Source organism: Cupriavidus basilensis, from assembly GCF_000876015.1.
In the GTDB taxonomy this organism is placed as follows: domain Bacteria; phylum Pseudomonadota; class Gammaproteobacteria; order Burkholderiales; family Burkholderiaceae; genus Cupriavidus; species Cupriavidus basilensis_B.
The window spans coordinates 143,532-166,410 of record NZ_BBQM01000013.1 but is presented as its reverse complement, the minus strand read 5'-3'; the positions used below and the strand labels follow the sequence as shown (position 1 = coordinate 166,410).

Here is a 22,879-nt window from a genome sequence, read left to right as displayed (position 1 = left end):
ACCCCGCCATGAAACCCACCGATCTGCTTCGCCTGCTGTCCCTGGCCGCCATCTGGGGCGCCAGTTTCCTGTTCCTGCGCATCGGCGCGCCGGTGCTGGGGCCGTTCACGACGGCCTTCCTGCGCGTGCTGATCGGCGCGCTGACGCTGCTGGCCTGCCTGGCCCTGATGCGCGTGCGCTGGGACATGCGCGGCAAGTGGCGCGCGGTGATGGCGCTGGGCGTGATCAACTCGGGCATCCCCTTCGTCATGTATGCGTTCGCGGCGCTGTGGCTGCCGGCCGGCTATTCGGCGGTGTTCAACGCGATGACGCCGCTGATGGGCGTGCTGATCGGGGCGGTGGGCTTCGGCGAGCGCCTGACGCTGAACAAGGCCGGCGGCGTGGTGCTCGGCGTGGCCGGCGTGGCGGTGCTGACCCGCACCGGCCCGGTGGCGTTCACGCCGCAGGTGCTGCTGGGCGCCGCCGCCTGCCTGGTGGCGACGGCCTGCTACGGGCTGGCCGGCTTCCTGGCGCGGCGCTGGATCACCGCGCAGGGCGGGCTCGACAGCCGCCTGGTGGCCACCGGCAGCATGTTCGGCGCGGCGCTGTTCCTGCTGCCGTTCTGCGCTGCCGCGCTGTGGCGCGAGAACACGCTGCCGGCCGCCGGGCCGGGCGTGTGGCTGGCGATGCTCGGCGTGGGCATGTTCTGCACCGCCATCGCTTACATCCTCTACTACCGGCTGATCGCGGACCTGGGGCCGGTGCGCTCGCTGACCGTGACCTTCCTGATCCCGCCGTTCGGCATCGTGTGGGGCGCGCTGTTCCTGCACGAGCAGCTGTCGTGGGCGCATGCCGCCGGCGGCGCGCTGATCGGCGTGGCGGTGTGGCTGGTGCTGCGCCCGGCGCCCGCCGTGGCGGTGGCGCCCGCGGTGCCGGGGCGGCCCTGACGGCCCTGACGGTCCCAACGGCCCGCGCGGCGCCGCGTCAGCGGAACCGGTAGGTCAGCGCCGCCATCGCGGTCCATTGCTGGCGGCGCTCGGTGACGGGGCTGCTGGCCGCGTCGCCCTCCAGCCGGGCGAAGGTCAGCGAGCCGAGCGCGGACCAGTTGTGCGAGATCTCGTAGGTGACGATGCCGTTGGCGTGCCACTCGCGCAGCCCCGCGCCCACCGCGTGCGCGGGCAGGCCCGAGCGCGCGCTCTGGTCCGCCGTCACGCCGAAGAAGGTCTGCATGTACTTGCCGTTGGTCCAGGTCACGCCCGGGCCCAGCGTGAACAGCCACTTGCCCGCCGGCAGGCTGAACAGCACGTCGCCGTTGGCGACCAGGCCCTGCCCCTGGCCGGCGATGTCCTGCGCCACGTCGGCCGAGAAGGTGATGAACGACACCTGCGCCTGCGCGAACGCGCGCGCGCGCATGGTCATGTTGACGTCGCCGAGGCCGTCGAGCCGGTGGTCGTTCTTGCTGCGCCGCCAGGTCGGGTCGAACTGGAAGTCCGCGCCGATCTGCCAGATGTCGTTGTTGAGCGCATACACGCCGAGCAGGTCGAAGCCGCGCGAGAAGAAGCGGCCGCCGTAGTCGATGTCCTGGTAGACGATCGGGTAGACCAGCGTGCTGCGTGCGCCGGGGAAGTCGGGGGCCACGTAGACGCCGGGGCCGGCGGAGATCTTCCAGTTGCTGGCGGGAGCGGTCTGGTCCGCGGCGGCGCCGTCCGCCGCCCAGCCGGCCGGCATGCTGAGCGTGAGGGCGAGTGCCAGGAGCGCGCGGCGCGGCGCATGGATGGTGGGCATTGGTGGTCCGGCTCGATATTGTGGATCCCGTCCTGCACGCACGGGGCAGTGCGGGATTCTAGCCGGACGCGGCGCGCGTGGGCGGCGCGCGCCGTGCAAAAAAACGCGAAGGCTACGCGGTCGGCGTCAGCCGGCCGGCGCCGATGCCCTCGACGTTGAAGCGCTCCCGCACCCTGACCACCACCCGCCGCGCCAGCGGCAGGCTCCTGACCGCTTCTTCGTCGCTGCGGTCGGGGAAGTCGACCTCGGCGCTCCAGTTGCAGCCGGTGTGGTCGGGGCGGTGCACGCAGACCGCGCGCAGCTGGCAATCCTGGCAGCCGGGCTGCTCGCGCAGCCAGTGGCTCAGCAGGCGCTTGAGTTCGGGCAGGGGTTTGATCTGGCGATCCATGTCGGACTCCGGTTACGGCCCGGCGGGCGCAGCCGGGCAGGGGCCGAGGTTCCGGGTGACGGAGGACGGGGAACCGGCGGCCGTGTCAGTTGATGGCCTTGTCGGCCCGGCATCTCGGGCACAGGCCGTACAGCACCAGCATGTGTTCGCGCAGCACGAAGGCGTTGGCGGAAGCCACCTCGCGCTGGCGGGCTTCGATGGCTTCGTCGCGGAATTCCTCCACGTGGCCGCACGCCACGCAGATCAGGTGATCGTGGTGGCCGCCCTCGTTGAGCTCGAACACCGCGTGGTCGGCCTCGAAGCTGTGGCGCAGCAGGATGTTGGCCTGCACCAGCTGGTTGAGCACGCGGTAGATGGTGGACAGGCCGGCATCCACGTCCTGCGCCAGCAGGATGCGGTAGACGTCTTCGGCGCTGAGATGGCGGCGCTCGCTGGCGCGGAAGACTTCCAGCACGCGCACGCGCGGGGAAGTCGCCTTGAGGCCGGCGCGCTTCAGGTCAATCGGGTCGGTACTGTCTGGAGGCATCAGCATGCTGCGGCTTCGCGCCCATGCGGGCGCATCGATCGGAAATGGTGGTGCTCCGGCCGGCCGCGCCGCGGCGCGCTTCGCGCGAGCGTACGCTGTCCAGACCGCAGGAATGCAGCGGGCGGCATCCTGCACGGAAGGCCGCCCGCTGGCTGCAAGACGTGCTGGCACGGCTTGCGGAATAAAAAGATGGCTTGGCTTGTCGGCCGAAGACGCGATCGGGAAAGCGGGGTCTGGTTGCTTTCCCGATCTTCCGGTGACTGGCTACTGCCAAACGCTCCGCGGTACGGAGCGGTCCCCACAAAAGACGGTGATGGATGCCGCGCTTGCGCGCCACATCGAAAATTCGGTTGGCCGCGGACTTGCCGCCGGCCTTGCTGCGTGCTGCTACTTCCTGCTGCTGCTTCTGCGGTGTTCCTACTGCCTGTCGGGCCGGTGCTGCTTGCCTCGCGTCAGACAGTGATGCCATAGTAAATGGGAATTAATCTCATTACAAGAAGAATTTGCGGCTTGTCTGAAAAAAGGCGGGCGAGGCCGGGTGGGACCGGGGTCCGCCACCTCTGGCGCGTGTCGCGGGCGATCGTGGAAATGCTCGAAGCCGCGCTGACCCGCCACGGCGCCTCGGTCCGCCGGCCCGGCGCACGGCTGGCGGCCTTCGTCGTGGAGTCCACGGCCGAAGCCGCGACGCGCAAGGCGCCGATGTACGCGCCCGGCGGCATCGGAAGTGGCCAGGGCGGGCGGACTAGCCCCCCGCCGCCAGGCGCCGCGCGGTCCGGCACAGCGCCGCGCCGACATGGAGGACGGCCTTCTCGGCCGCCTTGTCCTTGAGCTCCGCCGCGTCGTCGAATGCTTCGTGCGCGAGTCCGAGCGCGAACGCATCGGGGAGCACCAGCACGCCGAGCTTGTCCAGCACCGTGCGCAGCGCCAGTTGGGAGCGCAGTCCGCCCAGCTGGCCCGGCGATGCCGAAACGAGCGCCGCGGCCTTGCCGGCGAGCAGCGCGACGCCGGAGGTGCCGTCCTGCCGCGGGCGGCTCACCCAGTCGAGCGCATTCTTCAGCGCCGCGGCATAACCGCCGTTGTATTCCGGCGTGGCGATCAGCAAGGCGTCATGCGCGGCAAAGTCCGCCTGCAGGCGCCGGGCCGCGGCGGGCACGCCCTGGTCGGCCTCGAGGTCGCCGTCGTAGAGCGGCAGCGCGTAGTCCGCCAGCCGGACCGGCGTCACGGCGGCGCCCGCGCCGCGCGCGCCGCGCGCCGCGACGTCGAGCAGTTTCTGGTTGAGCGAGCCGCGCCGCGAACTGCCGCTCACCGCAAGAATTCTGATGGTCACGAATACTCCTGGACAAAGGTTGCCGTCATCGGGCCGGCGGCGGCCGGTACTCGATCTCGCCGCCCGGCAGGAAATACATCATCAGGGCCAGGCCGTCGACGGTGGGAAAGTGCTCGCTCATCGGCGCGAAGACGCGCCATCCCGCGCCGTGCCCGCAGAACTGCGCGTCGGGCTCCAGCGGGATGATCATGTTGATCTCGCCGCGCGTGTGGCAGTGGTACTGGCCCTTCACGTCGCGCAGCAATCCGCTCTCCACGCTCATCCCGGCGGTGTCGGGCGAGGGCTCGGCGATGCGCCCGCGCCGGTACGCGGCGCCGTCGATCTCGACGTAGCCCGCCCAGCCTTCCTCGACGCCCAGCTTCAGCAGCCGGCACATCGCCTCGTATGGCGCGGTGCCCGCGCCGAACGCCTTGTTGAGGTCCGCTTCGAGGGACTCGTCGAGCGGGCGTGAACGCATCGCGTCGCACAGGCGACGCACCCATTGCAGCAACTCCTCCTTGTGTGGACCGCGCGGCAGCATGTGGCTCTCCTTGTCTGAATGAATCGGTCTGGGTCGGTCTGGATCAGCCGCCCGCGCGCGCCGGCGCGGGCAGGCCGAAGAATGCGGCGGCATTGCCGCCGAGAATGCGGCGCCTGGCCCGCTCGCTCAGGCCGCCGTGGTTTTCCACCAGCGCCCCGATCGACTGCTCGCCGAGCGGATACGGGTAGTCGGACCCCAGCAAGACCCGTTCCTCCCCCATGACGTCGACCAGCAGCGTCAGCGACTTTTCGTCGAACACCGCGCTGTCCACCGAGAAGCGGTCGACGTAGGACGACGGCAGGCGCGGGCAATCCTCCCGCACGATGTCGCGATGGCGCCAGGCATTGTCGACCCGCCCGAGCAGGAAGGCGAAGCTGCCGCCGCCGTGCGCGAAGCACAGCTTGAGCGAGCGCGGGATGCGCTCGAACGCGCCGGAGAGAATCAGCGAGAGGATGCCGAGCTGGGTCTCGGCCGGCATGGCCACGAGCCACGGCAGCATCCAGCGCTTCATGCGGCCGTCGGTCATCATGTCCCACGGATGCACGAGCACCGGGATGCCCTCGTGCGCGCAATGGCAGAGAAACCGCACCAGCGCGTCGTCGTCGAGGTCGCGCGGGCCGACATGGTTGCCGATCTGCACGCCGCGATGGCCCTGCGCGAACGCGCGGGACGCCTCCCGGCAGGCGAGGTCCACGTCCTGCAGCGGCACCTGCGCGAGCGCCATCAGCCGCGCCGGCGCCGCCGAGCAGAGTTCGAGCGCCTTGTCGTTCATGCGCTGCGCCCATTGCAGCGCCGTCGCCGCGGCGTAGCGGTAGCCGAACATGACGGGCGTCGCGCACATCAACTGGATGTCGATGCCCTGCCGGTCCATCTGCTCGAGGCGCCGCGCCGGATCCCACAAGGGCCGCTCGACGGGCCGGAAGGCCTGGTCGCCGAGCATGATCATGCCGGTCTCGCCGCCGTCGTCGACCGCCAGCCAGGGAACGCCCGGCTGGTCGATCCGTGCCGCCTCCTCCCGCGAGATGGTCGGGAAGAAGTGGGAGTGCATGTCAATTCGCAAGGTCATGGTCAGGCTATGCCTTCACTGGTGATGGGGCTACACAATCGAATCGTCTACCGGGTCGTGAACTCGACCTCGCCGACGCCGTTCACTACCGCCTGCACGTGGCTGCCCCGCGCGAGCGCGTGCGCGGCGGTCGCCGCGCCGGCCATGATGAGCGAGCCGGCCGGCAGCGCCGTCTCCGACTCGCTGGCCAGGCGCGACGCTTCCACCACGGCACGCACCGGATGGCCGAGGATGGCGGCGGTCGAGCCGATCTGCACGTCCCGGCCGTCCACGCGCAGGATCACGCCGGCGTTGCGCAGACCGTCGAAATCGCGCGCCCAGGCGCCGACGACGAGGCCGGCGCTGGAGCAGTTGTCGGCCACCACGTCTTCGAGCGTGAAGCGGAAATCCTGGTAGCGCGAATCGATGATCTCCATGGCCGGCGCGACGGCCTCCAGATAGTCCTTCGCCTCGAGCGCCGTGAGCGGCCGGTCGATCGCGCGCCGCGTCAGGAAGCAGACCTCGGGCTCGACGCGCGGATGGATGAAGCGGCTCAGGTCGACCCCGCCGCCGTCGGCTTCGAGCATGGCGTCGGTGACCCAGCCCCAGATCAGGCTGGACACGCCCATCTGGATCATCTTGGCGCGGCTCGTGAAGCCCAGCTTGATGCCGATGCGGCGCTCGCCGCGCCGCACGCGGCGTTCGACCGAGGCGCGCTGGATGCGATAGGCGTCCGCCACGGAAAAGTCGTCGCCCGCGGTCAGTTGCCGCACGGCCGTCGCGTTCAGCGCCGCCTCGTCCACCAGCCGCGCCGCGTTTTCGATGTCGATCATGCCGCCCTCGCCGGTTGCTGTTCGTTGCGTTGGGCGAGGTCGAGCGCCACGTCCACGATCATGTCCTCCTGGCCGCCCACCATGCGCCGCCGTCCAAGCTCGACGAGAATGTCGAACGCCGAGATGCCGTACTTCGCCGAGGCCGCCTCCGCATGGCGCAGGAAGCTCGAGTAGACGCCGGCGTAGCCGAGCGCGAGCGTTTCGCGGTCCACGCGCACCGGCCGCTCCTGCAGCGGGCGCACGAGGTCGTCGGCGGCGTCGATCAGCTTCCTGACGTCGCAGCCGTGCGGCAGGCCCAAGCGGTCCACCGCGGCGATGAACACCTCCAGCGGCGCGTTGCCGGCGCCGGCGCCCATGCCGGCCAGCGAGGCGTCGATGCGGTCGCATCCCTCCTCGAGCGCGGTCATCGAGTTGGCGACGCCGAGCGAGAGATTGTGGTGCGCGTGCATGCCCGTCTGCGTGGCCGGGTCGAGCACCGCCTTGAGCGCGCGGAACCGCTCGGCCACGCCGCGCATGTCCAGCGCGCCGCCGGAGTCCACCACGTAGATGCACTGCGCGCCGTAGCTTTCCATCAGCCTGGCCTGCGTGGCGAGATGTCCGGGCGTGGTCATGTGGCTCATCATCAGGAAGCCCACGGTATCCATGCCCAGCGCCCGCGCGTGCTCGATGTGCTGGCGCGAGATGTCGGCCTCGGTGCAGTGCGTCGCGACCCGCACCACGCGCGCGCCTGCCTCGTAGGCCTCGCGCAGGTCGTGCACGGTGCCGATGCCCGGGATCAGCAGCGTCGCCACCCGTGCCTTGCGCACGGCGCCTGCCACGGCGGCGATCCATTCGTAGTCCGTGTGCGCGCCCAGCCCGTAGTTGAAGCTGGAGCCGGCCAGGCCGTCGCCGTGCGCGACCTCGATGCTGTCCACGCCGGCCTCGTCGAGCGCGCGCGCGATGTGCACGGCCTGGTCCACGGTGTAGCGGTGCCGGACGGCATGCATGCCGTCGCGCAGCGTCACGTCCGAGACGTAGATGTTCCTGGTGTTGTCGGTCATGGTGTGTTCCTTCAGGCGGCCAGCCGCCTTGCCGCGATCTGGTCGGCGGTGCGCAGCGCGGCCGACGTCATGATGTCGAGATTGCCGGCATACGCGGGGAGGTAGTGCGCCGCGCCCTCCACCTCGATGAATGCGCCGACCTTGATGCCGGCTGCCGGCGCGCCGGTCCTGGCGAAGCGCGCCGGCAGCTCCACGTGGTCGAACTGCACGGCCTGCTTGAGGCGGTAGCCGGGCACGTAGGCCGACACGCGCCGCACCTGGGCGTGGATCGAGGCTTCGATGCGCGCCGTGTCCGCGTCCGCGTCGACCAGGCAATAGATCGTGTCGCGCATGAGCAGCGGCGGCTCGGCCGGGTTGAGGATGATGATGGCCTTGCCGACCGTGGCGCCGCCGATGATCTCGATGGCGCGCGAGGTGGTTTCGGTGAACTCGTCGATGTTGGCGCGCGTGCCCGGCCCGGCCGAGCGGCTCGAAATCGACGCGACGATCTCGCCGTAGTGGACCCTGGCCACGTCGGAGACGGCGCGCACGATCGGGATGGTGGCCTGCCCGCCGCACGTCACCATGTTGACGTTGGTCGAATCGAGGTTCGCGTCGAGGTTGACCGACGGCACCACGAACGGCCCGAGCGCCGCCGGCGTCAGGTCGACCACGGTCACGCCGTGGCTGGCCAGCACTTGCGCGTGGCGCGCGTGCGCGCCGGCGGAGGTCGCGTCGAACGCGATCCGCACGCCGCGGAATTCCGGCATCGCGACCAGGCCGTCGATGCCGCCCGCCGTGGTGGCCACGCCCAGGCGCGCGGCGCGGGCCAGGCCGTCCGAGGCGGGGTCGATGCCGGCCATGGCGGCCATGCTGAGATGGCGCGCGTGGCGCAGCACCTTGATCATCAGGTCGGTGCCGATGTTGCCGGAGCCGATAATGGCAACGGGTAATCTGGTCTTGTCGTTCACGATAGCTACTCCGGTCATTGCGAGAAAGCCGCGCGCACTTCGCCCAGGCCTTCGATCCGCGCGGTGAACACGTCCCCTGGCGCGGCCGCGACCATCGGGCCGAGCGCGCCGGTCAGCACGATGTCGCCGGCCTGCAGCGGCTCGCCGGCGCGCGCCATCGTGTCGGCCAGCCAGACCGCGGCATTGAGCGGGTTGCCCAGGCACGCGGCGCCCGCGCCGACACTGACCTGTTCGCCCCCGCGCTCCATGCACATGCCGCAGCGCACGAGGTCGAGCGCGTGAAGGCCGGCCGGGCGCGTGCCGAGCACGAACAGCCCGCCCGAGGCGTTGTCAGCCACCGTGTCGAGCAGGCGGATGTTCCAGTTGGCGATGCGGCTGCCGACGATCTCGAGCGCGGGCAGCGCGTAGGCGGTGGCGCCGATGATGTCCGCCACCGTGTGGCGCGCGTGCGGCAGGTCGCGCTGGAGCACCAGCGCGATCTCGGCCTCCACCTTGGGCTGATGCGCGCGGGCGAACGGGATCTCCTCGCCGTCGCCGTACGCCATGGTGTCCAGCAGCGTGCCGAAGTCCGGCGTGTCCACGCCGAGCTGGGCCTGCACGGTCTTCGACGTCAGGCCGATCTTGCGCCCCACGCGGCGCGCGCCCGCGGCCACCTGGCGCGCGATGTTGATCTGCTGGACGCGGTACGCATTGTCGAGCGCGATGCCGCCTATTTCCGCGATTGCCTCGCGCACGGGCAGCGCGGGGCTGAACGGACGGCTGGCGTGGGCCTGCCAGAGCGCGTCGGCGATGCCTTGCAGCGGTTGTTGATGTGCCATGGTTATTCGACCTTGTTCGACCTTTGTTCGACCTTATTCCACCGTCACGCAGATGTTGGTCAGCTCCGAATAGAAGTCCATCGAGTGGCGTCCGCCTTCGCGCCCGAAGCCCGACAGCTTGGCGCCGCCGAACGGGGTGCGCAGGTCGCGCGCGTACCAGGCGTTGACCCAGACGATGCCGGTCTCGATCTGCTGCGCGACGCGGTGGCCGCGCGCCAGGTGCGTGGTCCACACGCTCGCCGCCAGGCCGTACTTGCTGTCGTTGACGCGCGCCACCACCTCGTCCTCCGTGTCGAACGGCGCGACGTGGCAGACGGGACCGAACACTTCCTCGGTGACGCACCGCGCGCTGTCGGGCAGTCCGGTCCAGATCGTCGGCTGCACGAACGCGCCGCGGTCGCAGTCGTCGCCGAAGTCGGGCACGCCGCCGCCGGTCACCACGCTCGCGCCTTCCTCGCGCGCGAGCCTGAAGTAGCCCAGCACCTTGTCGCGGTGCGCCGCCGAGATCATCGGCCCGGTGGTGTTGCCGGCCACGTAGGGCGAGCCGACGCGCAGCGCCTCGGCGCCCGCCTTCAGCCCGGCGACGAAGCGCTCGAAGATCGGGCGCTCGACGTAGACGCGCTCGGTGCACATGCAGACCTGGCCCGCGTTGGTGAAGCTCGAGCGCAGCACGCCCGCCACCGCGGCGTCGAAATCCGCGTCCGCGAACACGACCGCGGCGTTCTTGCCGCCCAGCTCGAACGACACGTTCTTCACGCCGTCGGCCACGGCCTTCATGATCGTGCTGCCGGTGCGCGATTCGCCGGTGAAGGTGATGGCGTCGATCTCCGGGTGCCTGGTCAGCCATTCCCCGGCCGCGTTCGGGCCGTGGCCGTGGATCAGGTTGAACACGCCGCGCGGCAGGCCGGCGTCGCGGATGACCTCCGCGAGCAGCGTCGCGCTGGCCGGCGACTCCTCCGACGGCTTGGCCACCACGGCGTTGCCCATCGCCAGCGCGGGCGCGACCTTCCAGGTCAGCAGCAGCAGCGGCAGGTTCCACGGCGAGATCACGCCGACCACGCCCAGCGGCTTGCGCGTGACGTAGTTCAGCAGATGCGTGCCGTCGGCGCCGGTGGACTCGAAGCACTCGCCGTGCGCGGTGCTGGCGAGATCGGCGAAGGTGCGGAAGTTCGCGATGCCGCGCGCGACGTCGAGCGTCCTGGCCTGTTCGACCGGGCGGCCGGTGTCGGCCACCTCGGCGGCGACGAATTCGTCGAAGCGGCCCTGGATGCCGTCGGCGATGCGGTGCAGGGCTTCGGCCCGCTGTGCCGCCGTGAACCTGCGCCACGGCCCGCGCTGGGCGCGCCGGGCCGCGCGCACCGCGGCGTCGACCGTGGCGGCGTCGGCCTCGGCGACGCGCCAGAGCTCGCGCCCATCGACGGGGCTGAGCTTGGGAAACGAACTGGCCGGATCGACGAACTCCCCGTCGACGAAATTGCGCAATTGCCTGGGCAATTTCTCCGCGACCGCTGCGTAGTCTTCCATGGATACTCCTGCGAACTGGTGGTGAGGCAAGTTTAGGAGCGCCGCCCGGCGTTGAATAATCAATCGTTGGGCGGCTGATATAAGGGCGTGGAATAACGGGCCGGGCAGGGCCGCGCTCAGAAGATGTGCTTGATGCCGACCATCGCGCCAAGCTGGTTGCCGCCGGCCCCCGGGGTGGCGGCCGGCGTGGCGCCGGAGCTGACCGACAGCGCGAGCTGCCCGCCGTTGTCGATGAAGCCGGCGGTGGCATAGACCGAGGTGCGCTTCGAGAATGCGTAGTTGGCCCGCGCGGCGTACAGCCAGGCCTTGTTCGCGCTGTCGTGGTAGCGCAGGAACAGGACTTCGCCGTCGATGCTGAAGGCCGGCGTCACGGCGTAGGACAGCCCGCCGTACCAGAGGTCGCTGTGCGGCGTGGCCGGGTTGCCGTCGTTGTCCCGCCGTATCCAGCCGCCGCCGAGCTTGGCCCGCCCGACGTTGGCAAAGCCGCTCAGCGAGAGGCGGTCGTCCTTCCTCGCGCTGCTGGTCAGGCCGCCGGCCGCGCCGGCGCCGCCGCGCAGCGAGTCGTAGGCGACGAAGACGCCCCAGTCGCCGGTGCCGTAGCCGATCAGCGCCGACCATTCGCGGCAGGCATTGCGGTCGCCCGCGTTCTCGCCCGCGCACGGCGTGCCGGCCGGAGCCGCGTCGCGGCCGAAGCTGTAGGTGGCGCCGAGCGTCAGCCCGCCGAAGGTGCCTTTGTAGGAAATGGCGTTGTCCGTGCGCGGATTGGCCATGTAGCTGTCGAGCGACGAGGTGCCGAACGTGTTCGGGCCGAGCGTGTCCGGGTCGAGCGTCGCCCAGAACAGCATGGTGTACTGGCGGCCCAGCGCGACCTGGCCCCAGGGGCCGCTGAGCCCCACCCAGGCCTGCCGGCCGAACAGCCGCCCGGCCTGGTTCGACACGCCGGAATCGGGCGCGAAACCCGATTCCAGCACGAACGCGGACTTCAGCCCGCCGCCCAGATCCTCGGTGCCGCGCATGCCCCAGCGTGACGGCACGGTGCCCGACAGGTTGTTCATCCGCGCCAGCCCGTGGCCGCCCGCGTCCGCGTGGTTGACGTATTCGATGCCGGTGTCGATCACGCCGTACAGCGTGACGGACTGCGCGAGCGCGACGGCCGGCGCAAGCGCGAGACTCGCGCAGATGGCTTGCTTGAGTTTCACTTTCTCTCCTTCTTGGTATGGGGGCCGGTGTGGCTCCGGATGGCTCCGGATGGCTCCGTGTGGCTCGGGTGTGGACTTGCGCGAGGCGCGGCGCGCCCCGGTGTGGTCCCGGGTGGCGGGCGGTCGCTTCGGTACTGCGGGAAAAACGGGCAAAGCGCGGCCCTTCCTGCCGGCCGGGAATGGCACGTTCAAGATCGGTATCGCGGCCGCCGCCGCGGGAAGGGCGGGGGGGGGCGTCAGCCGGCTTCGTCGTGTCCGGAGACTTCCCTCAGGCACTGGATGAAGACCTCGCAGGCCGGCGTGAGGTCCTTGTTGGCGCGCACCGAGTAGCCCACCGTCCCGAAGGCGCCCAGCTCGGCGATGGACAGCGTGCGCAGCAGGCCGGCCTGCACGAATTGCCGCGCCGCCACGCGCGGCATGACGGCGATGCGGTTGGTGGTCAGCAGCAGCCCGAGGTTGGTCAGCACCGACATGGACTCCACCAGGTCGCGCGGCAGCTCGATGCCGGCATTGCGGAACATGCGGTCCACCGAGTAGCGCAGCGGCGAATCCGGCGTCGGCAGGATCCACGGATGCCGGCCCAGCTCGTGCAGCGAGGTGACCGACGGCCCGACGGCGTCGTTGGCGCTGCCCACCACCACGTCGAGCAGGTCCTCGAACAGCGCCTGGTGGGTCAGTGGGAACGCCTCGGAAATCGGCAGCTCCCGCTCCGGCAGGCGGCCGACGACGATATCGACCTCGCCGGTGGCCAGCGCCGGAAAGAGCTGGGCCGTGGGCCCTTCGCGCACCGTGACGACCACGTCCGGCGAGCGCTCCTTGAGCCTGGCGATGGTCGACGGCAGCAGATGGGCCGAGGCGGCGATCATGGTCCCCACCACCACGCGCCCGGCCGTGCCGAAGCGGAACTGGTCGATCTCCTCGGTCATGTAGCGGAACTCGGCCAGCAGCGACTTCACGCGGCGCGCGAGCAGCAGCCCGAGGTCGGTGGGCACCACGCCGCGGTTCGAGCGCGCGAACAGCGCGCCGTCGACGCCGGCTTCCAGCTCCTGGATGATCTTGGTGACCGCGGGCTGGGTCAGTCCCATGTCGTTGGCCGCGTGCAGGATCGAGCCGGTCTCGATGACCCGGTCGAACACCAGCAACTGGCTCAGCTTCAGGCTGCGGCTCAGCCGGATTTGCGTCAGCGGATGAATGTGCATGGCATCGCCACCTCGGACGTCACCTCAGGGAAATGCCGCGGCGGGCCTGGCCCGTTCGCGGCCGGCGTTCATTCTCTTGCCGCGCCGACCGACGGCAGGTAGGTCGGCACCGGAATGCGGATGCGGTCGGACGTGCGGCAATAGTTCGGTCCACCCAGCCGCCCGACCGGGGCGAACTCGTCCACCCGGATGCGCAGCCGCTGCTCGTCGAAAAGCGCGTCGCGCACGTACATCGCCACGATCTCGCCGAACACGATCGAGCGTTGCGCGGAAAACGCGAAGACCTTGTACAGCCTGCATTCCCAGGCGATGGGCGCCTGCGCGACGCGCGGCACCGCCACCGCCTGCGACGGCGCGAGCGACAAGCCCACCGCCTCCGCCTCGGAGAGATGGGCGGGGAAGTCGCTGCCGCACCGCACGGCCTGTTCCACGATGGGTTCGTCCACCATGTTGACGACGAATTCCTGCCGCGCCAGGATGTTCGTGAGCGTATCCTTGGCCTCGCCGGGCCGGTGGCTTTCGTCGCCGTAGCGGTCCACCGCGATGGCGAACAGCGGCGGGTCTTCGCCCATGTAGTTGAACGCGCTGTAGGGGGCGGCGTTGCACACGCCGTCCCCGCCCAGCGTGGTCACCAGCGCGACGGGGCGCGGGCCGACGCTGCCGGTGATGAGCCAGTACTTCTGCCTGGTGGTCAGGCCGGCCATCGCGATGCTTGTCATGGTGATATGCCTTGGTCCGGAGTTGTGGGGGCTAGGCGCCGCGGCCGGGGTGGAGGGTGCCGCAGCTGCGGCAATGCCGCTTTTCCTCCGATGCGTAGAACGCCTCGAACAGGGGAGGCAGGTCTTCGACGATGCTGCGCAACTGCACCTCGACGCGGTGGATCAGGCTGTCGCAGCGCGGGCAGTACCATTCGAACCCGTCCAGCGCGCCCTGCGGGCGCTGGCGCTCGATCACCAGGCACACGCTGCGCTCCTCGGGCCGCTGCGGGGAATGGCGCACGTGCGGCGGCAGCAGGAACACGTCCCCTTCGCGCAGGTCGACGCGCTCGCGCCGGCCGTCCACCATCAGGTTCAGGTGGGCGTTTCCCTCGATCTGGTAGAAGAATTCCTCGAGCGGATCGTCGTGATAGTCGGTCCGCAGGTTCGGGCCGCCGACCGCCGTCACGATGAAGTCGGCGTCCTGCCAGACCTGCCGGTTGCCGACCGGCGGCCTCAGCAGATGCCGGTGTTCGTCGATCCACCTGCCGAAATTGAAGGGCGCACCATACTGCAGCATTGTCTTCTCCGGTTTTTCCTGGCTTGGTCACTGCGCCTGCGCGCGCGGGGCGTAGGCGATGGCTTTGATCTCGATGGTCAGCAGCGGGTGCGGCAACTGATGCACGGCCACCGTCGTGCGCGTGGGGCCGCCCTCGTCGAAGTACTCGGCATACACTTCGTTATAGCCGCCGAAGTCGTGCATGCTGACCAGGAAGGCGGTGATCTCCACCACATTGCGCAGGTCGGCCCCTTCCGCGCGCAGGATGTCGCGGATGTTCTCGATCACCGCGCGCGTCTGCTGCCGGATGTCGACCGACGCGGTGCCGAATTCGTCCGCCGACGCCCCGGCGAAACTGTTGTCCGGCCGCCGCGAGCTGGTGCCCGAGACGAAGAGGAAATCGCCGGCGCGCACCACGTGCGGGAATCGCCCGCGTGGCGTGGCCTTACCTTGCACTAGTCGTGCCTGACTGGACTGCGTCATGGAGTTGCTCCGATGGGTTGAATGCCGGGAATGCCGCTTCACGGGTTCGCGTCACTGGTTCACGTCGACGTCCTTGGTCTCCTTCAGCAGGAACATGCCGAGGACCACCGAGACGCCGCCGACGACGATCGCGTACCACAGGCCGCCCAGCACGTCGCCCGACCTGACGGCGAGCGCGGTCGACATGAAGGGGGCCAGCCCGCCGAAGTAGCCCGCGCCGATGTTGTACGGAATGGAGATCGAGGTGTAGCGGATGGCCGCCGGGAACAGTTCCACGTAATAGGCGGACATCGGGCCGTAGGCCATCGCGCCCCAGATCATCAGCAGGAACAGCAGCGCGTACATCGCCGGGCGGTCGATCGCCTTGTCGTCGGCGGCGCCCGGATAACCCGCGGCCGCCAGCGCCTCCTTGTAGGCTTTCGCGTCGAAGCCCTTGAGCGGCGCGTCGCCGACGTACGTGACCAGCGGCTCGCCGGCCAGGCCGGGCTCCACGCGGTAGGACAGGCCGGCCTGGGTCAGGAAGTCGCGCGCCTTGTCGCACGGCGTGCCGGCATCGGAGAACAGGCCGCCCGAGCAGTCCGAGGCGACCACGCGGATGGCGACGGACTGCCGGAACTGCGCGAGCGCGGGATTCACGGCCTTGCTCAGTTGCGAGAAGATCGGCATGAACGTCAGCACCGCCATGCCGCAGCCGATCAGCACGATCCACTTGCGCCCGACCTTGTCCGACAGCCAGCCGAAGAACACGTAGAGCGGCAGCGAGAAGATCAGCGCGACGACGAGGTAGCCGTAGGCGTCGCTGGCCGGCACCTTCAGCGTGGACGTGAGGAAATACAGCACGTAGAAGTTGCAGGTGTACCAGACCACGCCGACGGCGGCCTGCGCGCCGAACAGCATGGCCAGCATGCGCCGCACGTTCTGGCCGACCATCAGGCTGTCGCGCAGCGGCGCGCTCGAGGTCCGGTTCTCCGCCTTCATGCGCTTGAAGACCGGCGATTCCGACAGCGTCGTGCGGATGTAGGTCGACACGGCCAGCAGGAGCAGCGAGGCCAGGAACGGCACGCGCCAGCCCCACGCGGCAAAGTCTTCCGCCGAGATCCAGCCGCGGCAGATCTGCGTGACCGCGAGCGACAGCAGGAAGCCGAAGGTCGCCGTGGTCTGGAGCCAGCCGGTCGCGTAGCCGCGGCGGCCCGAGGGCGTGTGTTCGGCGATGTAGGCGGCCGCGCCGCCGTACTCGCCGCCCAGCGCCAGCCCTTGCAGCAAGCGCAGCACGACGAGGATGGCGGGGGATGCCCAGCCGAGGGTTTCGTAGGAAGGCAGCAGGCCGATGCCCGCCGTCGAGATTCCCATCAAGACCACGGTGGCGAGAAAGGTGGCCTTGCGCCCGGCTTTGTCGCCGAAGCGGCCGAATACGACGGCACCGAGTGGCCGGATAATAAAGCCGATGCCAAATGTCGCCAGCGATGCCAGATAACTGGCAGTCGAATTACCGGCCGGAAAGAAATGTGACGAAAAGAAAATCGCCAGGCTTCCGTAAAGGAAAAAGTCGTACCATTCCAGCACGGTGCCGACGCACGCGCCCACGACTACCTTGATCTCTTCCCGCCTGGCGGTGCCGCGCGTTCGCACGTCCGCTGTCAGTTCGCTGCTCATTCGAATCTCCTCCACTATCGGCCACGGACTACGGAGCGCCGTTGCTACCGTTGAGGGAGAGTCTAAAAGCTGCATTTGGACGGCCATAATCAATCCTGCGGCCGCTGATATTCCATGCCGTTATATCAGTTCGCCGGCGGCGATGCCGGCCGTATTTCCACGCACTTCCGCGATGCGCCGCGCTGGTGCGGATAAGGGAAATCCCTCCCCCGTGCTGCACCCGAAAAATGCCCGCGCTGCCGTGCGGCGGTATTGCGTCACGCCAATGGTGCAAATTGGCCTTTTACCGGCGCATCGAAAATGAAAATAAAAAAATGGTTGCGGGAATCCGGAAAAAGAAAAACATAAAGACGGCGCTGGAAAAAACGATCCGATTTCTCGCGCGAGGCTGTCGTCTTTTTACGAGCCGGCCGGCGCCAGGCATCGTGCCCGGACAGCCGAGGTAGCGCGGAAGGCATTTTTCCACTGCCGGGCGTCCTTGCTCGCGCAGGCGCCCGACCCCCCCGCGCCGATCCCGCTTACAAATACCCGGGCAGGTAAGCCCGCGCGAAAAACGCCACGGTGATGCCGGCGGTGAGCGCCAGCGTGACCGCGCGCACCACGCGGGCCGGCGCCCGGCGGCCGATCTGCGCGCCCACGTAGCCGCCCACGGTGGCCGCGGCCAGCATCACCAGCGTGCTGGGCCAGTGGACCGCGCGCGCGGCCATGAAGATCACCACCGCCATCATGTTGGCGGCGCTGACCAGCAGCGTGCGCGGCGCATTCAGGCTCTTGAGGTCGCGGCTGTCGAGCAGGCCCCAGACGGCCATCATCATGATGCCGACGGCGCCGCCGAAGTAGCCGCCGTAGACCCCGAGGCCGAACTGGACCGCGAGCACCGCCGCCGGGCGGATGCGCGCGCGCCGGCGCAGCCATTCGCCGAGCCGGCGCCCGCACGACAGCGCGAGGCTGGCCACCAGCAGCAGCCACGGCAGCACGAAGTCGAAGGTCTTCGCGGGTGTGTACAGCAGCAGCACGGCGCCGGCCACGCCGCCGGCGAGCGTGGTCAGCAGCAGCGGGCGCAGCGCCACCGTGCCCACCGGCCCGAGGTCGTCGCGGTAGGCCCACGCGCTGGCGAGGCCGCCCGGAAACAGCGCGACCGTGCTCGAAGCATTCGCCTGAACCGATGGCACGCCGGCCGCGATCAGGGCCGGCAGGCTGACGAACGAGCCGCCGCCGGCGAGGGCGTTCATGGCGCCGGCGGTCAGGCCGGCAAGCGAGAGCAGCAGGGTAGCGTCCATGCCAGGCATCGTAGGCGGGCGCCGGCGCGCGCGCAATCTGGCAATTCCGGTGCTAGGCTTCGGTTCAACCGAAATCCGGAAAGGCAACGACGATGCGCTTCGACCTCACCGACATGCGCCTGTTTCTCAGCGTCGTGGAGCACGGCAGCCTGACCCGCGGCGCGCGCGCCACCAATCTCGCGCTGGCCTCCGCGAGCGAGCGCGTCTCCGGCATGGAGGCCGCGCTGGGCGCGCCGCTGCTGGAGCGGACCCGGCGCGGCGTGCACACCACCGCGGCCGGCGACGTGCTGGTCCGGCACGCGCGCCTGATCCTGGGGCAGGTGGAGCAGATGCGCGGAGAGCTGCGCAGCTACGCCACCGGCCTCAAGGGGCGCGTGCGGCTGCTGTCCAACACGGCGGCGCTGGCCGCGCTGCTGCCGAGCCGCCTGCGCCGCTTCCTGGCGGCGTATCCCGATCTGTCGGTCGACCTCGAGGAGCAGCCCAGCGGCGAGATCGTGCGCGCGCTTGCCGACGGGCGCGCCGATCTGGGCATCGTGGCGGACATCGCCGACCTCGCCGCGCTGCAGACGCGCCTGCTCGCGCAGGACCAGCTGGTGGTGGCGGCCAGCGGCGCGCACCGCCTCGCCCGGCAGGCGCGCGTGGCGTTCGCCGACCTTGCCGGCGAGCCTTTCGTGGGACTGGCCGATGCCGCGCTGGAGATCCACCTCGGCGAGCGCGCGGCGCGGCTCGGGCGCCAGCTTGCCTATCGCGTGCGGCTGCGCAGCGTGGCGGATGTCGGCGCGATGGTCGAGGCGGGCGTCGGCATCGCGGTTCTTTCCGAAGCTTCCGCGGCGGAACTGCGCCGCCCGGGGCTGGCGCTGCTGCCGCTGTCGGAGCCGTGGGCGCTGCGGCAGCTGCATCTGTGCGCGCGCGACTTCGCCGCGCTGACGCCGCACGCGGGCCTGCTGGCGCGCCACCTGATGGCGGGCGACGCCGCCGCGCCGGCGTTGCCGTAACCTCGCCGCGGGCCGCGCAAAGCGGCTTTCCCGCCGCGCCGGCGCGTGTTCCGGCGGCACCTATTGCGGGCGCGGGCCGCCCGCGCCGCCCTCTCCTGGTGCGGTATTTCCGGCGCGCCGCACCGCATGCGGGCAGCGCGCCGGAGCGCATATCCGCGCGACATACCCTGCGCGCCTAAAAGAATTGGGCAGCCACCGGGTGCGTCCATATATTGCTTCGCAGATCGCGAGATACCGGACCGAATCCGGAAGCCGCGTGCCGCCGGCCCGCGCCAGATCGATCGCATCCGAAGCGGAAATCCCGCCGCGCCGCGCGCGGGTTTTCCCCGGCAACTCACACATCAAGGCGAAACCATGAAGAAGATAGCGCTGGCCCTCATTGCGTCGATCAGCATTCTCGCGTCCTGTCCGGCATCGGCGCAGGGCTACCCGAACAAGTCCATCCGGCTGGTCGTGCCGCTCGCGCCGGGCGGCTCGGCCGACGTGCTGGGCCGCCTGCTCGCGCAGAAGCTCAGCGAGAAATACGGCCAGACCGTGGTGGTGGACAACCGGCCCGGCGTGGGCGGCAACATCGGCGCCGAGAACGTGGCGCGCTCGGCGCCGGACGGCTACACGCTGCTGTTCGGCACGATGGGCATCCACTCGACGTACCAGGTCTATCCGAAGCTGAACTACAACCCGTCGACCGAGCTCAAGCCGATCGTGATCCTGGCGGCCATGCCCAACGTGCTGGTGGTCTCGAAGAACGTGAAGCTCAAGGACACCGGGGCCATCATCAAGGACAGCGTCTCGCACCCGGACACGCTGTTCTTCGGCTCGGCCGGCTACGGCTCGTCGACGCACATGGCGGGCGAGCTGTTCAAGTACCAGTCGGGCGCGAAGATCTCGCACGTGCCGTACAAGGGCAGCGGCCCGGCGCTGACCGACCTGGTCGGCGGCCGCCTGCAGATGATGTTCGAGAACCTGCCCACCGCGCTGCCGCTGATCAACTCGGGCGCCATCCGCGCGGTGGCGGTGACGGGCCCCAGCCGCGCCGCCAGCCTGCCCAACGTGCCGACCATCGGCGAGGACGGCCTGTCGAGCTACGTGTTTACCGCGTGGTTTACGATCGCCGCGCCGGCCGGCACGCCCGACGACATCGTGCGCAAGCTCAACCACGACATCCGCGAGATCATGCAGGCGCCCGACATGCAGCCGCGCCTGGCGGAGATGGGCGTGATTCCCGGCAACAAGGACGTGAGCGCCACCAATGCCTTCATCGCCGCCGAGACCGCCAAGTTCGGCAAGGTCATCAAGGAAGCGCACATCGTGGCGAACTGATGCCGGCGCCGCGCATCATGCCGGTGTCAGCCCCAGACTTCCTCGAAGCGGTCGAGCGAGCGGTGCATGCGCTCGATGAAGCGCGCCGCGATGCGCGACGGCGAGGTGTCCAGCGCCGTGAGCAGCAGCAGCTCGACCGGAATGCGCGGCACGAAGCGCTTGACCACCAGGCCGGCCTTGCGCAGGTGCATGGCGGCGAACGGGCTCACCAGCGCCGCGCCGTTGCCCTGCATGGCGAGCAGGCACATGGTCATCGCATACGAGGTCTCGGCGATCACGCGCGGCGTGATGCCGGCCTCGCCGAACACCTGGTCGATGGCCGCGCGCGACGCGCTGTCGCGCGACGGCAGGATCAGCGGCTGGCCGCGCAGGTCCGCCACGCCGATCTCGCGCCTGGCGCCGAGCGGATGGCCCTTGCCCATCACGCACACGGTGTTGACCGAGACCAGCGGCTCGGCGCGCACGCCGGCGGTATCGACCGACTTCAGCGCGATGCCCAGGTCGACCTTGCCCGACACCACGCTGTGGCGGATCAGGCTGGAGTTCACGGTTTCGATCAGCACCTCGAGATTGGGCTCGGCCTGCAGGAATTCGGCGGTGATGCCGGCCAGCGGGCCCATGCCGAACGAGGGCAGGCTGCCGATGATGAGGCGCCCGCTGTGGCCGCCCTGCAGCTCGGCGATGGCCTGCGCCACGTGGTCCAGGCCCACGTAGGTGCGCTCGATGGTCTTGAACAGGATGTGCGCCTCGGGCGTCGGCACCAGCCGGCTCTTGCGCAGCTCGAACAACTGGATGCCGATGCTGTGCTGGAAGCGCGCGATCAGCTTGCTGATGACCGGCTGGGTGGTGTGCATGAGCACGGCGGCCTCGGTGGCGGTGCCGCGCAGCATCACGGCGCGGAACGCCTCGAGCTCGTGGATCTTGAGCGTGGCGGTAGTGACCGGCCTGGCGGGGGCGGCGCGGTCGGGCGGCGAGTCTATGTTCATCTGGAATACCGTACCGGCAAAACAGCATTGGGAATACATAGTCTAAATCGGTACATTCGATTTGTGTCAACCAACCTGCGGCGGCACCACGATGGCGCCGCCGCGCCAGGGGAAAAAAATGAGTCAACGCTTTGACGCGGTCACACTGGAGCTGCTGTGGACCCGCATGATCTCGATCGTCGACGAGGCCGCCGCCGCGATGGTGCGCACTTCGTTCTCGACCATCGTGCGCGAGTCCAACGACTTCGCGTGCGTGCTGACCACCGCGGACGGCGCCTCGATCGCCCAGGCGACCAACAGCATTCCGTCGTTCATGAACACGATGCCGCGCACCATCCGCCATTTCCTGGCGGCGTTCCCGCTGCACACGCTGGAGCCGGGCGACATCCTCATCACCAACGACATCTGGCAGGGCACCGGGCACCTGCCCGACATCTCGGTGGCCAAGCCGATCTTCCGCGACGGCGTGGTGGTGGGCTGGGCCGGCTCGGTGGCGCACGCGCCGGACATCGGCGGGCGCATCCGCTCGGCCGACGCGCGCGAGGTGTTCGAGGAAGGCCTGCAGATCCCGATCATGAAGGTGGTGCGCAAGGGCGAGATCGACGCCACCTTCGAGGCCATCCTGCGCAAGAACGTGCGCGAGCCGGACCAGGTCATGGGCGACCTGTTCGCGCAGTTCACCGCGCTGCGCATGATCGAGACCCGCGTGCTCGACCTGATGGCCGAGCGCGGGCTCGATTCGCTCGGCGAGCTGGCCGGCGAGATCCACGCGCGCTCCGAGCAGGCCATGCGCGAGGCGATCCGCCGCCTGCCCGAGGGCGTGTACCGCCGCACGGCGATCAGCGACGGGCTCGACCAGCCGGTGCGGCTGGAGTTGACCATGACGGTCAAGGACGGCGAGATCACGGTCGACTACACCGGCACCGACGCGCAGGTGCCGCGCTCGATCAACGTCTGCCTGGCCTACACCATCGCCTACACCTGCTACGGGCTGCGCGCGGTGCTGCTGCCGAACGTGCCCAACAACGAAGGCGTGATGGCGCCGATCCGCGTGACCGCGCCCGAGGGCTGCATCCTCAACTCGAAGCCGCCCGCGGCCGGCGGCGCGCGCGCGCTGATCGGCCACTTCGTGCCGATGATGGTGATCGGCGCGCTGGCCGAGGCCATGCCCGAGCGCGCCATCGCCGCGGTGGGCTCGCCGCTGTGGTGCGTGAACCTGTCCGGCGTGCGCGAGAGCGGCACGCCCTTCACCAACCTGTTCTTCATGAACGGCGGCTACGGCGGCTCGCACAAGCAGGACGGCGCCAACGTGCTGTCCTGGCCGAGCAACATCTCGTCCACGCCGGTGGAGATGATCGAGCGCATGTCGCCGCTGCGGGTGCTCAGGCGCGAGCTGCGCGCCGACGGCGGCGGCGCCGGCAAGCATCGCGGCGGCACCGGCCAGGTGATCGCCTTCGAGAACCGCAACCGCACGCCGATCGTGGTCAGCTTCATGGCCGAGCGCACGCGCGCCGAGGCGGCGGCGCAGGGCCTGGACGGCGGCGAGCCGGGCAAGCCCGGCGCGGTGCTCATCGACGGCGTCGCGGTCAACCCGAAGGTGCAGCACGTGCTCGCGCCGGGGCAGGCGGTGGAGCTGCTCACGCCCGGCGGAGGCGGCTTCGGCCCGCCCGCCGAGCGCGACGACGCGCTGCGCGAGCGCGACCGGCTCGACGGCTACGTCAGCGCGCCGTGAGGCGTGTCCCGAAGCGTGTCCCGAGGCGCGCCACGCCAGGCAT

Annotated in this window: 24 protein-coding genes; 4 read left to right on the top strand and 20 right to left on the bottom strand. The window is 69.8% G+C overall.

Annotated features, from left to right (window positions below):
- Positions 1–8: 8 nt before the first annotated feature.
- On the top strand, positions 9–926 hold the full coding sequence (locus KF708C_RS12150; protein WP_059411974.1) for a DMT family transporter: 918 nt from the start codon (positions 9–11) through the stop codon (positions 924–926).
- Between the two features lie 37 nt (positions 927–963).
- On the opposite strand, the gene KF708C_RS12145 is transcribed toward KF708C_RS12150, so the two are convergent.
- The 19 genes from KF708C_RS12145 to KF708C_RS12055 form a co-directional block, all read right to left on the bottom strand.
- A complete protein-coding gene (locus KF708C_RS12145) occupies positions 964–1,764 on the bottom strand; it encodes a MipA/OmpV family protein (protein ID WP_020203807.1) in 801 nt (266 codons plus the stop codon).
- A 112-nt stretch (positions 1,765–1,876) separates the two neighbouring features.
- Positions 1,877–2,152 carry a hypothetical protein gene (locus KF708C_RS12140; protein WP_020203806.1) on the bottom strand — a complete coding sequence of 92 codons (276 nt, stop codon included), beginning with the start codon at positions 2,150–2,152 and terminating at the stop codon, positions 1,877–1,879.
- A gap of 85 nt (positions 2,153–2,237) precedes the next feature.
- Positions 2,238–2,684 (bottom strand): ferric iron uptake transcriptional regulator, encoded by a 447-nt coding sequence (fur, locus tag KF708C_RS12135; protein ID WP_020203805.1) that lies wholly within the window; start codon positions 2,682–2,684, stop codon positions 2,238–2,240.
- A 736-nt stretch (positions 2,685–3,420) separates the two neighbouring features.
- On the bottom strand, positions 3,421–4,005 hold the full coding sequence (locus KF708C_RS12125) for an NADPH-dependent FMN reductase (RefSeq protein WP_059411973.1): 585 nt from the start codon (positions 4,003–4,005) through the stop codon (positions 3,421–3,423).
- Between the two features lie 25 nt (positions 4,006–4,030).
- Positions 4,031–4,525: a 4-hydroxylaminobenzoate lyase gene (locus tag KF708C_RS12120; protein WP_020203803.1), complete on the bottom strand. Its 495-nt coding sequence runs from the start codon at positions 4,523–4,525 to the stop codon at positions 4,031–4,033.
- Between the two features lie 43 nt (positions 4,526–4,568).
- Positions 4,569–5,591 carry an amidohydrolase family protein gene (locus KF708C_RS12115; protein WP_059411972.1) on the bottom strand — a complete coding sequence of 341 codons (1,023 nt, stop codon included), beginning with the start codon at positions 5,589–5,591 and terminating at the stop codon, positions 4,569–4,571.
- 47 nt (positions 5,592–5,638) lie between these two features.
- Positions 5,639–6,403, bottom strand: coding sequence for a 2-keto-4-pentenoate hydratase (locus KF708C_RS12110; protein ID WP_059411971.1), 765 nt, complete (start codon positions 6,401–6,403; stop codon positions 5,639–5,641).
- On the bottom strand, positions 6,400–7,443 hold the full coding sequence (gene dmpG / locus KF708C_RS12105; protein WP_059411970.1) for a 4-hydroxy-2-oxovalerate aldolase: 1,044 nt from the start codon (positions 7,441–7,443) through the stop codon (positions 6,400–6,402). Before dmpG ends, KF708C_RS12110 begins: the two co-directional genes overlap by 4 nt.
- 11 nt (positions 7,444–7,454) lie before the next feature.
- A complete protein-coding gene (locus KF708C_RS12100; RefSeq protein ID WP_059411969.1) occupies positions 7,455–8,411 on the bottom strand; it encodes an acetaldehyde dehydrogenase (acetylating) in 957 nt (318 codons plus the stop codon).
- Positions 8,408–9,211 carry a 2-keto-4-pentenoate hydratase gene (locus KF708C_RS12095; protein ID WP_020203798.1) on the bottom strand — a complete coding sequence of 268 codons (804 nt, stop codon included), beginning with the start codon at positions 9,209–9,211 and terminating at the stop codon, positions 8,408–8,410. The genes KF708C_RS12100 and KF708C_RS12095 overlap by 4 nt, the downstream gene beginning before the upstream one ends.
- 33 nt (positions 9,212–9,244) lie before the next feature.
- Positions 9,245–10,735, bottom strand: a complete 1,491-nt coding sequence (locus tag KF708C_RS12090; protein ID WP_020203797.1) for a 2-hydroxymuconic semialdehyde dehydrogenase — start codon at positions 10,733–10,735, stop codon at positions 9,245–9,247.
- 116 nt (positions 10,736–10,851) lie between these two features.
- Positions 10,852–11,934, bottom strand: a complete 1,083-nt coding sequence (locus KF708C_RS12085) for a porin (protein WP_059411968.1) — start codon at positions 11,932–11,934, stop codon at positions 10,852–10,854.
- Positions 11,935–12,170: 236 nt separating this feature from the next.
- Complete coding sequence (locus tag KF708C_RS12080; protein WP_059411967.1) at positions 12,171–13,133, bottom strand: LysR family transcriptional regulator; 963 nt, start codon at positions 13,131–13,133, stop codon at positions 12,171–12,173.
- Positions 13,134–13,201: 68 nt separating this feature from the next.
- On the bottom strand, positions 13,202–13,852 hold the full coding sequence (locus KF708C_RS12075; protein ID WP_020203794.1) for a flavin reductase family protein: 651 nt from the start codon (positions 13,850–13,852) through the stop codon (positions 13,202–13,204).
- Between the two features lie 31 nt (positions 13,853–13,883).
- Positions 13,884–14,408 carry a 3-hydroxyanthranilate 3,4-dioxygenase gene (locus KF708C_RS12070; RefSeq protein ID WP_020203793.1) on the bottom strand — a complete coding sequence of 175 codons (525 nt, stop codon included), beginning with the start codon at positions 14,406–14,408 and terminating at the stop codon, positions 13,884–13,886.
- 27 nt (positions 14,409–14,435) lie between these two features.
- The gene (locus tag KF708C_RS12065; RefSeq protein ID WP_059411966.1) at positions 14,436–14,870 is read right to left on the bottom strand and encodes a RidA family protein; all 435 of its coding nucleotides are present in this window, start codon (positions 14,868–14,870) and stop codon (positions 14,436–14,438) included.
- Between the two features lie 51 nt (positions 14,871–14,921).
- The gene (locus tag KF708C_RS12060; protein ID WP_020203791.1) at positions 14,922–16,523 is read right to left on the bottom strand and encodes an MFS transporter; all 1,602 of its coding nucleotides are present in this window, start codon (positions 16,521–16,523) and stop codon (positions 14,922–14,924) included.
- Positions 16,524–16,780: 257 nt separating this feature from the next.
- Positions 16,781–16,981, bottom strand: a complete 201-nt coding sequence (locus KF708C_RS35605) for a hypothetical protein (protein WP_156173801.1) — start codon at positions 16,979–16,981, stop codon at positions 16,781–16,783.
- A gap of 60 nt (positions 16,982–17,041) precedes the next feature.
- Positions 17,042–17,803 (bottom strand): sulfite exporter TauE/SafE family protein, encoded by a 762-nt coding sequence (locus tag KF708C_RS12055; protein WP_059411965.1) that lies wholly within the window; start codon positions 17,801–17,803, stop codon positions 17,042–17,044.
- Positions 17,804–17,895: 92 nt separating this feature from the next.
- Between KF708C_RS12055 and KF708C_RS12050 the strand changes: the two genes are divergently transcribed.
- Both KF708C_RS12050 and KF708C_RS12045 read left to right on the top strand, forming a co-directional pair.
- Positions 17,896–18,798 (top strand): LysR substrate-binding domain-containing protein, encoded by a 903-nt coding sequence (locus KF708C_RS12050; protein WP_059411964.1) that lies wholly within the window; start codon positions 17,896–17,898, stop codon positions 18,796–18,798.
- A 354-nt stretch (positions 18,799–19,152) separates the two neighbouring features.
- On the top strand, positions 19,153–20,118 hold the full coding sequence (locus KF708C_RS12045; RefSeq protein WP_020203788.1) for a Bug family tripartite tricarboxylate transporter substrate binding protein: 966 nt from the start codon (positions 19,153–19,155) through the stop codon (positions 20,116–20,118).
- Between the two features lie 26 nt (positions 20,119–20,144).
- On the opposite strand, the gene KF708C_RS12040 is transcribed toward KF708C_RS12045, so the two are convergent.
- Entirely contained in the window at positions 20,145–21,104 is a 960-nt protein-coding gene (locus KF708C_RS12040; RefSeq protein WP_020203787.1) for a LysR substrate-binding domain-containing protein, read from the bottom strand.
- Positions 21,105–21,222: 118 nt separating this feature from the next.
- Between KF708C_RS12040 and KF708C_RS12035 the strand changes: the two genes are divergently transcribed.
- The gene (locus KF708C_RS12035; protein ID WP_197090349.1) at positions 21,223–22,836 is read left to right on the top strand and encodes a hydantoinase B/oxoprolinase family protein; all 1,614 of its coding nucleotides are present in this window, start codon (positions 21,223–21,225) and stop codon (positions 22,834–22,836) included.
- Positions 22,837–22,879 lie beyond the last annotated feature (43 nt).